The sequence below is a fragment of the Thalassoroseus pseudoceratinae genome (genome assembly GCF_011634775.1).
Lineage (GTDB): Bacteria > Planctomycetota > Planctomycetia > Planctomycetales > Planctomycetaceae > Thalassoroseus > Thalassoroseus pseudoceratinae.
Genome location: NZ_JAALXT010000013.1, coordinates 1 through 14,428, shown reverse-complemented (window position 1 = coordinate 14,428; position 14,428 = coordinate 1). Strand labels below are relative to the sequence as shown.

The window sequence follows — 14,428 nt, the reverse complement described above, 5'->3', positions numbered from 1 at the left end:
TCTTCATGCTGGTGTCACTTTTACTATGGATAAAGAGCGATTCATTGGACCAGACAAAGGATTTCTGGACTTTGGGTTTGAAGACGAACATGGGATGCCTGGCTAGTGTATCCTACTATTGGATCCGCATGGCCGTACAGTACGGCAAAATTGTGGCAGAGAAGTTCTTCGCCGCGGCAGGCAACTCCTAGGATCTCAAGTGGATCGTCTTCAAACGGTTGGTTTGCGGTTCCATGGACGGCCAATTTTCGAATATCGCTTGAGAGCTCGAAAATTGAGGGTTCACCTGGTATGACCTTTCGGAGTTGCCGTTCAAACCGGCGAAAGCTTGGATGGTTGGTGTTCTTGTGAAGAAATTTTAAGCTCTCGCGGTTAATCGATTGGTCATGATCGATCGGGATTTTCGTTTCGGAGAAACGCTCTGATTTCTCAAGACGGCTCGCTAGAAAATTCCAGTTTTGGGACCAAGCGGTTGGGTCATCAATCTCAGGGCCAAGTTTCGGTGGTGTCGTATCCGTCCAAGGGTCAAAACAGCCGTAAACGACCTCTAGTGCGTCAAGTGTGTAGAGTCGCTGTGACGCGGGACTCAGCGTGAAAAAAATGCCTGTAGCAACAACGAAGCATCCCGCCATCGCGAATGCGATGCGTCGAAGAAGAAGTCGCTTCCGATTTTGAGTTGGACGAACGGAAACAGTCATCGGGTGTGCTTGAGTGAACGATCTAACGAGTGGAAGGGGTGAATTCAGGCGATGGTCATCGCGTCTGATATGTCGGCGCAAGAGTTTTGTTGAGTGAACGTTGCAATCATCTCTGAAAGTGGTTGAAGGCATGTTTTCCAGTTGTGACACTGGACTACATAGTCCCGCCCGGCGGCACCTAGTTGGCGTCGTCGTGTTTCACTCGTAAACAGCTTAGAAATCCCGTCGACCCACTCACTTGGCCTGTCCGCAACAAGTAGATCTCGGTCCGCTTTTGCTCGCAAGCCGGCCGCAGCTTGAGAGGAAGCAATCGTCGCATTGCCACTTGCCAGTGCCTCTAGGACCTTGTTCTGACAGCCTCGTGCAATTCTCAACGGGGCGACCGAAATTGTCGCTTTTCTTAGATAGGGACGAACATCCGTGACGCCTCCGGTCACTTGCACACCATGGATTGACTTAAGATCGGTGACCGCACGCGATGGGTTGCGGCCGACAATTCTGAACTTTGCAGATGGATAGACCCGTATGATCTCCGGCCAAACCTGGTGACTAAACCAATGGACTGCATCGATATTTGGTCGATAGTCCATTGCTCCTGTGAACACGCAACTATATACGCCTTCTTTTCCATCTGGGTCGTTTGATTCCTGCGTCGGCTGGAAATAGTCAAGATCGACGCCGTTTGTCACCGTGTAGAGCGGCCCGTTGCCACACCGTTCTTTACAAAGCTCGGTTTCTGCATCGGTAACCAGCAACACCGCAGAGGCTCGATCTAGCAATCCTCGCTCAACCCGCAGCAACTGACGGCTCTCTAAGTTGTACAAGATTTGTTTCGGAAACGGCGCACTATCGCCATAGTCTGCCCACTTTTGACTATCGACGTCCACAAAATCAACGAGTAATGGCTGACTCGATAACTCTGGCATCTCCAAGAAGCGTGACAAACCCGATGAGGACAGTAAGATGCAATCAACGTCAGTGTTGCTGGTAACCTCACGAATACTTCTTCGGAATCCTGAGGAAGCGAACGCTCCGCACGTTGCCGAACCTCCAGTGGCTAGTGACCACGCTGTCCGGGTCAGCCTCTTGAGGGAGTTCATAGGCGCAATCGAGAGCGAACCACAATATTCTGCTAACGCTGCTTCGTCGGCAGGACGGACCGGAGCATCGGCGAAAGTCACCACGTGAACTTGGTGATGACGCGAAAGCTCGCGAATAATGTGAAAGGCTCGTATCCGGTCGCCTTTGTCAGGGGGGAACGGAAACCGATGCACTAAGTAAAGAATGTTCATCCGGTTGGCCTCGTCAGTTGACCAGGGATCGGATGGGGTTGGTTCTCCGATGGTAACAATTCGTTCGAACTATGCCATTCCGCATCGACCACCATCGGTGACCGATCAATTGCCAGGTCGCCGGTGTTCGACTCGGTCCCAAGACCTTGCCGAATAAATTGTTCCTCAGCTTGTTTGGCCAGGTCACCAATTGTTCCGAATGGAAGGCTCTTGAGCATTCGTTCCAGCCGTCCCACTGTCCGGTGCAGGTTGTGATAGTGTCGGAACCGTGAACTCCATCGGCCTTGCAACCGTGGTTGATCCGGGTCGATTTCCCAAGGGTGAATGTAGAACACAAGCGGCCGTCGTCCACGAGAGACGACGTGACGTTGAAGCGTTGCCGATACCCGTTCCGGAAAGAGGCGAAAGTAACCGCCGCCAGCAGCGGGCAGGTTGAGTTTGCCTAGCTTGGCAACCGATGGTGGAACTTCCCACAGAGTTTTACTGTTATCATTCTCGATTCGATGCGGGGCTGGATTGGCATCCGGGATGCCGTAGCGATCATGCCGTGTGGGAAAGATGCTTGAATCGATCTCGTATCCTTCTTCCATCAGCACATCTAAGGCCCAGGGCGTCGCCTTTGTGATCGAGAAACTTGGGGCACGAAAAGCACGAACTTCAATCCCCGCCGCTTTTGCAATCGCGGCTTTTGACTGACGCAGATCCTGGCGAAATTCCTCGGGTGTTAGATTGTAGATAAGCCGATGCCAATACCCGTGGCACGCAAGTTCATGACCATCGTCTCGGATGTCTCGGACGAGTTGAGGAAACTTGTCTGCGACCCAGCCCAGGATGAAGAATGTGGCTCGTGTGTGATTCGTGTGCAGCAGACGCAACATGCGATGCGTGTTTTCGACGACACGACTTTCAAAATGATCCCATTCAGTTGCCCGAATTCGATCCGCAAAACCGGTGACTTGAAAGTAGTCTTCAACGTCAACAGTGAAAGTGTTTGGCAGCGGATTCGTCACGGTAACGAGCTCAGTTTAAAGAGGCCTTGGAATCAACTAACTTTGAGATAGAGGCGACGGGTGATATGACTTGGTAGAGCAGTGCTCATTTTAGTTCTAAGCTGCGGGTATGTTCTTCAACGACTGTGCATGCTGGCAATAGGAAGGGCGTCAGAATCATGCCACAAACAGTGCGAAGCAATAGCCAGCCAGTATAGGCAAGGATTTTGATATCGAGAATCGGGTTATGTTTTCGGACGTAGTAACAGTCGTATTCGATCTTCCGACAAACGTCCTCCAACGTCTCGTCAGGAGGTAGTTTGAGCTGTGCAAGGCCAGTGATTCCCGGCTTGACATTTAATCGCTCGGAGTAGAAGGGGACGTCGAACTGCAGTTTCTGAACGAACTCCGGACGTTCGGGACGTGGCCCGACGAGACTCATATGTCCCTGCAAGATGTTTAGGAGTTGCGGGAATTCATCAATATGTGAAGATCGCAAAAATCGTCCGAACCGGGTGATACGAGGATCATTACCACTACACCAGACCGCGCCGGTTCCGCGCTCCGCGTTGTGAATCATGGTTCGTAATTTGATCAGTTTGAATTCGTGGCCATGATAGCCAACCCGAGTCTGTGTGTAGAAGATTGGCCCCTTGGAAGTCAGGCGGATGATCACAGCCGCAACTACAATGACTGGAAGCAACAAGACGATCAAAATGCTAGCCAAGACGAAGTCCGCGACTGCCTTTACTGTTGAGTACCACTGGTGCAATGGTTCAACATCGACATGGCTGAAGCTGGTGTTACTCGCCACGTTATTTGAGTTGACCGTCATTGAACGCTGGTTGCAGTCTTCGGCAGAGGATTTCTCGCCGTCAGAGCACGATCCTTGCTCTAACACGTCCTCTGATTGAAGTGTTGATTCCTTCAGGCTCATCGCGATGTAACTTTCTTACTCGAATGACGGTGGCACTCGTAAGTTGAAGGGTTTTTGACGAGCGTTGTTTCGATGTTGGCCAGGGGTGACGAAAAAATTAGCAATCACTTGTTTCCTGCTAGCTTCCAAGAGCAGATTTTAGGTGAGGCAAAAAGTCGATCAGAAACTCCTGGCCGACTTTCGATTGGTCTCCTTCGGGCTTTTTCTCGTCCACATATTGAGTGACATAGAGTTTGTAGAGGAACGGCGAACCCGCATAGGATAGTCTTGGGTTGTCTGCTGCGACAAACTGATTGCCATCACTCCACGCCCAATACGTTTGAATTCGTTGAACGCCACCCGCAGACGGCTTGTCAAACTGTGTGACCCAGAAGGTGTCCCGCTCTATGGATTGATTTGATGTCGGGATTTTCGAGCTTTGCACTTCGGCACACTGCTCATACCCTGCCCCGCGAAAGCACACTGTCGGGGGGTGTAAGGAAATAGGCCCGTGTGGACCACATAATAAAAGAATGTCGACAACGGAATTTCCATCGGTTCCGCCATCTCTTTGAAAGCGGCGAGCCAGACCACCGGTTGCTTCTGCCATTCGCAGTTGCCGAGGTGTCAACTCCAGTTCCGTGGAACTCCACTCCCCGAACTCTAAAGGAACATCAGCAATCCGTTCTGTCGCCTTCTCAAGTTGATGTGGGTTTCGGGATTGCTCCGTTTGAATAGCATGCAAAAATCGCGATGCGATCAAGAGAACAAAGATCAACAATGGGATGATGATTTTTATCATCGATTACCCTTCGACTTCCCGGACATGACAGAACTCGAGAAAATTCGTTTGTCGCCGTCAATGACTAGTTTGACAAGACTGAATTGTAAGTTCCGTAGGTGTACTGAGAACCGTTGTAGCCACCATAACCACTGCTGGCATCGTCGAGGCCAATAGCGACAGCCCCAAGAACTCTCGCACCCACGCCATTGAGTCGATCAAGTGCAGCCCCAACACTTCCTAATCGGCTGACTTCCTTGCGGATTGCCAACATGACCGCATCGGTGTGTTGCACCACCATGAGCGTGTCACTCACCGGCAGGACGGGAGCTGAATCGATCAGAATAAAGTCATATTCGTGTCGGATCTGGTCAGTCATCGCGTCAAGGATTCCCGAACCAAGGCAGTCCAACGCCGCTTGATCGACCTGGCCGGCACAAATCATGGTGAGGTTACTAAGGGAGGTCTCCTGTAGAACATCACTCAGCGTGGATTCGCCCCGCAGGACTTCGCAGGCACCATCTCCGTTTTCGAGCCCAAAGACTTTGTTCGTCGATGGCCGACGCAAATCACCATCGATCAACAGCACTCGTTTCCCGGATCTTGCCAGGCTCATCGCAAGATGGCACACAAGCGTGGTTTTCCCTTCTCCCTGGCAGGCGCTCGTCACTGTGAGGACTTTTAGGTCCTCCTCGCGAGCTAAACGCAACAGCATGGTTCGGGATGCATCAATCGATTCTTTGAGTGCTTCACGCCAGAATGCAGCTTTTTGAGCATTCTTCCGGCCTCCGCCTCCTTTGACAGCCACACGCGGAAGTGTTGGGATTGTGCCAACGAGGGGCATTGGAAGATTCCGGGAAACATCTGTAATAGAACTGATTCGTCGTCTATAGATGTCCCAACCGACGATTAGAAAGACTGCAAAACCGAAGGCTCCAACTCCGCTCATGGCGGAAGCCATCATCCGTTTACGGGTGCTTCGACTGCGCGGAGCAGTCGCTAATTGATGCACTTGGATGGGATCCCGGGCATTCGCGATCTCGAATTTCCGCCTTTGGATTTCCTCCGCAAGCGCAGACGCCATTTTTTCTTGGCGACTGATTTCTTGCTCGAGCCCCTGCAAGCCAAGCACTTGCTTACCATTATCCCGCTCCTGGATTTTTGCAGCCTGAAGCTCATTTTCCCAGCGAGACTTAAGTTGCTGGAGAGCATGAATCTCCTTTTTCAACTGCTCATTGGAGCGTTGCTGATTATTAATATGACGCTGCTTTGCTTCTTCGACAAGTTGCGGGCGTAGTTCATCACGAAGCCGATCTAGCATTTCCCGGGTCCTCTCAAGCCGTTCCTGTGACTTTTCGAGACTGGGATGCCCTTCAGCGAGCGTTTCTTTTTTATTCTCAACATGCCCCTCAAGTGTCTTAAGCTCTAAGGATGCGGACTTGTAAGCCGAGTGCTCTGTAAGCAAAACAGTAATTGCGTCGTCTGAGATTTCAATCTCTTTGCCAGTTTTTTCTTCACGAATGGAAAGCTCCGTCTCAACCTTTGTCAGTTCAAGCTCAGTGTTCAAGAGCTGATTCTTCAACAGGTTCCGCCACTCAAGCAATCGATCGTGTTCCTGCTCCATCATGATTGTAGTTGCGCTGCCGGTACCCGACGCTTCCATTAGGCGTTGTAACTCTCGCCGTTTTAGTTCTAGGTTCTCTTCGACACGAGCCGCGATGTCGGTTAATTCCTTCAGCCTAGCCAGTCGCCCTTCGGAGTCTGCGACAACAACTTCGTCCATAAAAGACTGGGTTACAGCGTTGACAATTTTGGGGATTTCTTCGGGTTGTTCGCCGGAAAGCGAAACCGTGAAAAATTCTGTCCCTGAACTCCCAATGGTCAATTCTTTCTCAAGCCAATCGACCGGATGTTCCTTCGTTTTGACCATTGGAAGATTTGCCACAGCATCGTCACGCAGTGCGGCCGTCAGAACAGGTCGACTTTTAACCAGTTTCAGTGTGGTCTGCTTTCGGACAGTAAAGTTTGCTTTTCTCTCCTTGGTATCGAACATGACTGCGTCATCGTAAGACTTGATATACAGTTCGGAGCTTGCAACGTATGGAGCAGGTACCAACTGATAGGCTGCGTAAGCCGCTGGTAGACCGAGGAGAAGTCCCAGGAAAAGGCAGAGGAACCATCGTCGACGGAATGAACGCAGCAGCAACTTCCAGTCCCACCCATGCTGTTGGCTGCTTGCACCATGGGAAGTCATTGGAGGCGTATTGAAGACTGCGTCTCCGGAATCGAAAGATCGCTCATTTGGAGAAACTGGTCGGATCATAATTCTTGCCAAATCCGTTTAGAAATTTGATTGCAACAAGCGATACTGGCGTTGGTCATGTAATTGTGGGCACGTTATCTTGCAGAAAGGTAACACGCTGTCGTCAGTTATGGGAGGGGAACGGCTGGGGCATCTCCAAAACCTGCCGGTCTGTGGTCGACAATTTCCGGGATGAACAGTTTGTCGAAAATCCACAACTCTAGTAGATGCAAACCAAGTGCCAATGGCATCATGAGCCATTCCGCATGATCATGAAGGAAATGCGCGCCGTCTGGTGCGTTCAACGCATAAAGGGTTCCGGTCAACGTGATCCGAATAACATTCGAGAAGATCGCGATCGGTATGGCACTGACGATGATCATTGCTCGCTGCCACATCGGGCGGCTGCTCGCACAAATCGCCACCGCAGTTGACAGTGCAAAGAAAACCATCATCATCCGGAGACCGCTACAGGCTCCGACGACATCGACCTTGGCCTCGCCGATTGTGATGCTGTTGCCTGTGGCGAACGCTGGTAGACCGAAGCCTTGCATGAAGTATGTCGAGGCCAAAGTGCCTGCTCGACGGAGCGGCTCGCGGAGAGCAACCTCAAGGGTGTGGGGCAGCGGGACCGCGAATGCTAGAAAGACCACAGACGGTGTATACCACTTCCAGCATGAGAGCCCGAAAATGGCTGCAAATAAACCGAGCACACATGCGACAAAACTGAGCTGCTCAAACCACTCGATGTAATAGCGAATCGAAACATGCCGTACCAATAAGGCTAGGACTAGGAGGACAACGCCCCAACTACTCCAACGAAACAAATCCTCGCGATCTTTCGGCCAACGTAGCCAAAGAATGAACACAGCGATGAGGGGAACGAGGAATCCGTGAGAATATTGCGGGTCAGCATCCCACTTGCGGTAGAAAACACTAAGTACGTCGGTGTAAGACCACAGTAGCATGGCGAACAAAGTCACCAGTTCGGTAAATCGCAGACCGAGATCGGAGTTGCTATTGGTAGGGAGGTTGGTCGACATTTTGGGGCCACAGCTTCTCATGACATGCGACTGGCGAAAACCGGCAATCGGAACGCTCATCGACTACGGTGTGCGAGAGAGAGGTAAACACACCGAGATCAAATCGCAAATGTTGGGAAAACGAGGGCGAGATTACATCGTTAATGTAATTGTGTATGGTTGGCTGCAACAGGTGGCATCTTGCGACGCTACAGCCGGAGTGACCCAAGGTTCCCGCGAACCCTTCCGGCTTTCTTCAATGAGAATCGATTCATTGATCTCATTGGTCATGATGATATGACGCGGGGTCGGCAAAACAACACAAAAAGCTAGCTTTTGATCAGATCTTGAAAAAAAGTCGAGGCGTCTCTCTATTCCTCCCACACTGCCTAGGTGAAGCTACCAAGTGCACGAGTGAAACATCTGTGAGTATACCGTGTGGCTGCGAGAATCGCTACAAAACGAACAATCGTTTCAAAACAAATCGAGTCTGGGCATTTTTTGACCGATTATTTGACTATCCAAAGACACATCACCATTTCGGGTGAGCGTCCAAATCGGGTCAATACTGAACTGGTAGACAGGGAGGAACAATGAGCTGCCCACCACGAAGCCTGCTATGTATGGCGGTTTTGGCCCAGGCTGCGCTGTTCGCATTGTCAGGCTGCAGCCAACCGCGTTTGCAAGGCGAGGCACTGGCCATTGCCCATAGTGATGTTCCTCGAGAGCTTCAAAAAACGTCTCTTCCGGAATACCGGATTGAGCCGCCCGATATCCTCCTGATTGAGGCGGTCCATAACGTCCGGACTCCTGAAACGCCACTGCGGACCGGTGATATCATCAAGGTCTCGTTGGGCAACCCGGAGCCGCTCGATCTGCCTGAGCAAGGCGGGAATCCGATCGAGCAGCAATTTAAGGCCCAGCTTGAAGCCCAGTTCAAGTTTGTGGACGGCGAATTCTTGATTCAGCCGGACGGGACGATTGAACTCGGCCCGATCTACGGCAAAGTGAAGGTGGCTGGAATGTCCCTTCAACAAGCCAAGGTCGCCATTACCAACCATCTGAAGACGTACACAAAGAATGCGATGGGGCAGCCCGTCGGCATTCGAGATCCTCTCGTGGCGGTCACATTGCCGAATCCGCAGGGACCTCAAGCCATCACCGGACCGCACCTGGTCCGGCCGGATGGAACGGTATCCCTCGGGATTTACGGAAATGTGCACGTTGCTGGCAGAACTCTCGACGAAGCCAAGTACATCATCGAGACGCAACTGTCGCAGTACATTGAAGATCCGCGAATTAACGTCGACGTGACCACGTACAACAGCAAGGTGATCTACGTGATTACGGACGGCGGTGGGTTCGGTGAGCAGGTGGTCCGACTGCCTGTCACGGGGAACGAAACCGTTCTCGACGCCATTGCCCAGATTCAAGGTCTGTCACAGGTCTCTTCGAAGAGAATGTGGGTCGCTCGCCCTGCCCCGTCGCCCGAAGGCGACCAGTGTGCACACGTCATGGACGTGAACTGGCGGGAAATCACACGGGAAGGCATCACGACCACAAACTACCAGCTCTTCCCTGGTGACCGCGTCTACATCCAAGCTGATTCTCTGATTGCCACCGATAACGCACTTTCGAAACTGTTCGCTCCGATTGAACGAGTTCTTGGCATCACGCTGCTAACGAACTCCACGATTCGGAACCTGGAAGGACAAGGAAACGGATTCGGTAACAACGTAGGGTTCTAGCGGAAATTGCCTGCAAGAATGTGGTGCAACTCGCGGAGTCGAGTTCTACAATATAAGATCTTGTTAGGTACTTCTTGGAACTGTTTGGGAGCCCATTCGTGGGCTCCGCACCACACCCTCTCGTTCATCGTCTTCCAGGAGCCAACCAATGACAGTTCGATATTTAATGGTGACAACTTTCGTCGTGTGTGTGTTTAGCCTTTGTGTTGCGGATTGCCAGGCGCAAGTCACGCCGGGCGCTCCGAACATTCGGCCACCGCGACCAAATCCGACCATCAGCCCATACCTCAACCTTTTGAATCGCAACAACTCAACCGCGTTCAACTATTTCGCACTCGTCCGGCCGCAACGCGAGTTTCGGCAGGCGTATCAGAACCTTGGTGGTTCGGTCAATCGTTTGCAGGATGAGGTGGATGCGAATCGAAATGCAATTCTCAACCAACAACCACCGATCGGTCAATCATTGCTCTCACCGACGGGACACACAACCGGTTACTTGAACACCGGTGGCTATTTCGGTGTCGGTCGGTGACCGCTACCTGTCTGCTTGAATCGAACGGACTCAAATATTTCCCGGCCCATTTGATGGGGTCTAGCAGGAAGCAGGGAACTTATGTATTACCGAGTAATCGCTGCAGCAGCACTATTCTTTTCGATGGCGGTGTCAGGCGCGGCTCAAGAGGGACGGGGGCAAGTTCTCCCGTTCATGGCACATGTTGTTCCGCCGGTTCAGACAGTCACACCCAATCCAGTGGCGACCGCGGTACCCATGGCAATGCCTCAGGAGCCATCCCAATCGATGGCCCCTCAGTATGTGCAGCAAGCGTACTGCGCACAGACGGATGCTTCCGGCTGTCAAGCCGCGTCTTATACTTCCTGTGATTGTCCAGAGTGTTCTGGCGAGCAGAGTTGGTGGAAACGGTTTTGTGATGACTGCCGGGATAAACGCCGCGATTGGCGGAAAAACATCTGGATGTGGTCCTACAGCCATCATCAAGACAACGCACTTCAACATCCCAAATGCCCGCCGCACTACGAGCCATATTGGGGGTATCATCAGGACTGCTGGAGAAAATTCCCGCCGGGGTCTTATTGCTGCCCTCCGCACTTGACGACACCGATCGAGATTTCATTCCCGACGAATCAGCGTCCAGCAGCCAGCAACATGTCTCCAGTATTGGCTCCTCCACCCGTCGAAGAGCCAATGGAGCAGGCACCTCCGAAGAAGGATGACGGGCCTAAAAAAGCCGACCCGTTTCAGCCGAAACCACCAAAACAAGTGGAGCCGAAGAAGGGTTCGGAATACGAGCCAGTGACCCATATCCGCGAAGAAATCAAAGGGTCCGGCCTCTACTACTACCTCGCAAACCCGGAAGAGCCCGAATGGCGGCCTAGCCGGTGAATGTGGAAGAACGATCGTTCGCAGGCCATCTCACGTTCACCTGCATCTAGGGAGAACGTGAGAAGTTTCGTATACCGAAGAGATCCTCTGGGATCTCTTCGACTCGTTGAGAGGTTAGGCAGCAATACTAGGGTTATTCTTAGCCAAGAAGTGTGATCGGAATTGGTCATAAGCAACCAGCAGACATGCCGCGACAAATAGCAGCATCGCACCACCTGGTTCACTGACGGTGATAACACTGCCTCCGCCATCTGGTACATCACCACCGCCGGGGCCACCGCCTCCGGGCCCGCCACCATCAGGTGTGTCACCAGGGAGGCCAGGTCCCATGCCGCCGGGACCGTCTGGGAGGACATCGTCGAAACTGTCGCTTGTGCTAGTCAATAGCAGGAAGTCTGATGGTGGAGTGATCAGTCCCAAGCTGCCGCCAGGTGCTCCCCCGCCGCTTCCGCCTCCGCCACCAGCGGAGCCCGTGCCGAAACCGGGGCTCCCAAACGCAGCGACACCAGCTGAACTCGCAGATGAGCCGCTGCCTCCGGTCGTGCCATTGCCAGTACTGCTCAAAGCGGCAAGTCCGTTGGGCAAAGAGCTATCCGTGCTAGTTCGGATCCCTGCGAGATAGGAGTCTTCGTCCTGAACGGACACAAATTCCGTCAGAGGTTCGTTGTCACCTCCGATGAATTTGAAGGTCAGTTCGATTGTCGCAATCCCGAGCAAAGAGTAGACGGAACGATCACGTTCACACAAGAACATCCCGGCAGCCGTTCCGTCTGCCAGGGTGACTCGCGCGTGAGTGGTTTCGGATGACCATTCATTCTCCACATAGCATTCCCCGTCTGCGAGATAGAACGGGTCACCACCGGGGTTGCCAAATCCTTCGGTCTCATCAAAGACGAAGATAGCTTTGCCTTCCGCCGTTCCAGCCAGGAATTCACCGAACATTGACATGGAAACAAAGAGCTTCTGCAAGAGATTGAAACTCTCAATCTGCTCACCCGTCAGAATGTTGGCGAAGTTTGGATCGGCTGGCAGGTGATCGAGAAAATCGACGAAACGAAGTGGGTAGTGCACCTCGTTCTGGGTCGGAGCACCATGCGTTTTTAGGAACTGCACAATGTTGCGGCTGATCCGCTGGTGGAACATCAAACCGTGCCAAGGCCCTACACTGAAGGTCCAGCCCAATGGCACTGGCATGGTCAGGTCGAGCCGATAGCCTGGTTCGTAAGGCCGATACTGACTGAGATAAAGCATCTCATAGCCATGATGAGCCGGACGAAGGAAACGCCCCCAAGCCGGCCCATCCTCGACCCCCACCCCCGGCGGACCTTCAAACAGAAGATCCGCGGGTAGGTCATCAAAAGACGGTGTCAGCATTGCTGCTTTGCAATCGCTGGTCACCATGAGAGTCACAACGAGAACGGCTGCAGAGACAGCCTTGGCAAGGCTCATTGCGATGTCCTTAAAATTTGAGACTGCAACATCAAACTGAATTCCAGCGAGTTGGATGTATTATCCATCTGTCCATTCGCAAATACTAATGTATTGCACCGCCACTCATCAACAAAAATCGATGGACTCGAAAAAAAGAACGCACGATTCAAAATGAACCGTGCGTTTTCTCTAGCAGTAGCCGCAGACGCTCGGCAATCGCGTACCGAACAAGACTACGCAGCCGATTGGGCTCGCTTGCGTCGTGCCCCATAGCCCAGCAGCCCCAATCCGCCAAGAGCGAACAGAGTCATGCTGCCCGGTTCTGGAACTGGATTTGCCGCAGCAGAAAAATTCAGACGAAAGTTAGAACCGTCATCAGTATTCGTTCCAACAATTCGGATGGCATCGACATTCGCAAAATCGGCCCCGACACCAAAGTCACTGAAAGGCAAGAAGTAATTCTGCAAGGTAGTGGCGGTGGATGACGGAATGGTCTTCATTGCAGTGTATGCGGTCCCGTCATTGTAAATTGTAACTGCGAGTTTAAGCCCAAACTGAGCCAATGCCTGAAACAAAAAGCCAGTGTTCGCTCCCCCCTCTAAGAGATCGTAGTTGTTGGTCGTTATTGTCGCGTTAGTAGCATTATCGTCGGCAAAACTTCCGTTATAGTTCAGAGTGAACATTCCCGTTGTGCCAGCTTGCGCACTGAAATTAAACTCACCGTCAGAGCCAGCAAGTGGGTTTGCGAAGCCTGTGACAGTCCCTGTACCGGTGGTTCGAGTCACCTCAAGAAAGCGATGTCCCCCAATTGCTTCCAGGGCTACCGACTCAGAGGAGGTTGTGGGGGTAGGGTCAGCAACAAACTGACTCGTTTGATCGAAAACGTCGATGTCGACGGTTGCTTGCGCCTCTGCGGCACAGGACACCGTTAAACCTACCGTCAAACAGAAAATTAGTCTATGCATCATAGAATCCCATTTCTTATGTATTTGTTTGCGAAAATAAAAGTCCATCCACAATGACCTTCTCTTCAGCGAGGAGCTAATTCCGCGGCGGTCGAAACACACCCTCTAAGAATGGGACTGTGAGCACCAACCGGCACTCTTTTTGCAAGTATAGTGTTAATGTGCATCCAGTCACTGCGGCTTGGGGGTCAACTAGCGGAACTGGCGAAGCGACACTGGAACTTGTCGGACTTATACTTCCTGCTGTTCCTGAGGCCATACCGCCAATGAGGCCATGTTGGCGTAATTTCGGCTCTTCCGGGCGATCGGGAGCGTTAGGAATCCTGGAGTGTGGGTTGCCGGGTACCTGTGCCCGCTTGGAATGACTCGCAACGACTGTTGCCGACACGAAACCATCGTTGTCAAATGCCGGTGCAATGAGCGCAGCATGGACGTCGTGAACACCAGAGAGTGCAACGCTAGCTATAAAGATGAATAGTTCAAGGGGTCGGTACATCTGTCGGATGTTTATTTATAAACGACTTTTGCCTACTTACCCTTTCAGGTTACCGTGTGCAGAAAGCTGTTGTCAAGAAGTGTACGGGTGATATTCACACTTTTGCCCGAATCTCGATAATACCTGAAAAGCTGCTCGCACATCGCGCCGCGAAGTCGCTGGGAATCCAAAGGAATCGATTGAACTGTTGTCCCAGGCTTGCCTTCGACATCTCGTGTCGATCTGCCGAGCGAAGATGGAAAGACTTGGCGACCCGGCCTCAACGTGCATTTCAGTAAGGGACATGTTAGAGCGTGTGGTCAAAACTGATCTTACTTGATTTTGGAGGATGTGGATGATCAGGTTTTTCTCCAGGGAGGGAGTCGGATGTCTTCACGTCTTGTGCT

The 14,428-nt window shown here is 52.1% G+C and carries 11 protein-coding genes; 3 read left to right on the top strand and 8 right to left on the bottom strand.

Annotated features, from left to right (window positions below; translation table 11 throughout):
- Positions 1-742: 742 nt before the first annotated feature.
- From G6R38_RS27435 to G6R38_RS27410, 6 genes are all read right to left on the bottom strand, one after another.
- On the bottom strand, positions 743-1,990 hold the full coding sequence (locus G6R38_RS27435) for a TIGR03087 family PEP-CTERM/XrtA system glycosyltransferase (RefSeq protein ID WP_166832024.1): 1,248 nt from the start codon (positions 1,988-1,990) through the stop codon (positions 743-745).
- A complete protein-coding gene (locus G6R38_RS27430) occupies positions 1,987-3,000 on the bottom strand; it encodes an XrtA system polysaccharide deacetylase (RefSeq protein ID WP_206028765.1) in 1,014 nt (337 codons plus the stop codon). Before G6R38_RS27430 ends, G6R38_RS27435 begins: the two co-directional genes overlap by 4 nt.
- Positions 3,001-3,085: 85 nt before the next feature.
- Entirely contained in the window at positions 3,086-3,814 is a 729-nt protein-coding gene (locus tag G6R38_RS27425) for a sugar transferase (RefSeq protein ID WP_166832022.1), read from the bottom strand.
- Between the two features lie 220 nt (positions 3,815-4,034).
- Complete coding sequence (locus G6R38_RS27420) at positions 4,035-4,697, bottom strand: exosortase-associated EpsI family protein (protein ID WP_166832020.1); 663 nt, start codon at positions 4,695-4,697, stop codon at positions 4,035-4,037.
- 64 nt (positions 4,698-4,761) lie between these two features.
- Complete coding sequence (locus G6R38_RS27415) at positions 4,762-6,729, bottom strand: polysaccharide biosynthesis tyrosine autokinase (RefSeq protein ID WP_166832017.1); 1,968 nt, start codon at positions 6,727-6,729, stop codon at positions 4,762-4,764.
- Between the two features lie 377 nt (positions 6,730-7,106).
- Positions 7,107-8,021 carry an exosortase/archaeosortase family protein gene (locus G6R38_RS27410; RefSeq protein ID WP_166832015.1) on the bottom strand — a complete coding sequence of 305 codons (915 nt, stop codon included), beginning with the start codon at positions 8,019-8,021 and terminating at the stop codon, positions 7,107-7,109.
- 572 nt (positions 8,022-8,593) lie between these two features.
- Between G6R38_RS27410 and G6R38_RS27405 the strand changes: the two genes are divergently transcribed.
- The 3 genes from G6R38_RS27405 (at position 8,594) to G6R38_RS27395 (ending at position 11,150) form a co-directional block, all read left to right on the top strand.
- A complete protein-coding gene (locus G6R38_RS27405; protein WP_166832013.1) occupies positions 8,594-9,748 on the top strand; it encodes a polysaccharide biosynthesis/export family protein in 1,155 nt (384 codons plus the stop codon).
- A gap of 148 nt (positions 9,749-9,896) precedes the next feature.
- Positions 9,897-10,280, top strand: a complete 384-nt coding sequence (locus G6R38_RS27400) for a hypothetical protein (protein ID WP_166832011.1) — start codon at positions 9,897-9,899, stop codon at positions 10,278-10,280.
- An 81-nt stretch (positions 10,281-10,361) separates the two neighbouring features.
- Entirely contained in the window at positions 10,362-11,150 is a 789-nt protein-coding gene (locus tag G6R38_RS27395; protein ID WP_166832009.1) for a hypothetical protein, read from the top strand.
- A 114-nt stretch (positions 11,151-11,264) separates the two neighbouring features.
- Here the strand turns inward: G6R38_RS27395 and G6R38_RS27390 are convergent, their stop codons facing one another.
- Both G6R38_RS27390 and G6R38_RS27385 read right to left on the bottom strand, forming a co-directional pair.
- Positions 11,265-12,599 (bottom strand): hypothetical protein, encoded by a 1,335-nt coding sequence (locus G6R38_RS27390; RefSeq protein ID WP_166832007.1) that lies wholly within the window; start codon positions 12,597-12,599, stop codon positions 11,265-11,267.
- Positions 12,600-12,814: 215 nt separating this feature from the next.
- Positions 12,815-13,594, bottom strand: coding sequence for a PEP-CTERM sorting domain-containing protein (locus G6R38_RS27385; RefSeq protein ID WP_166832005.1), 780 nt, complete (start codon positions 13,592-13,594; stop codon positions 12,815-12,817).
- Positions 13,595-14,428: the final 834 nt, after the last annotated feature.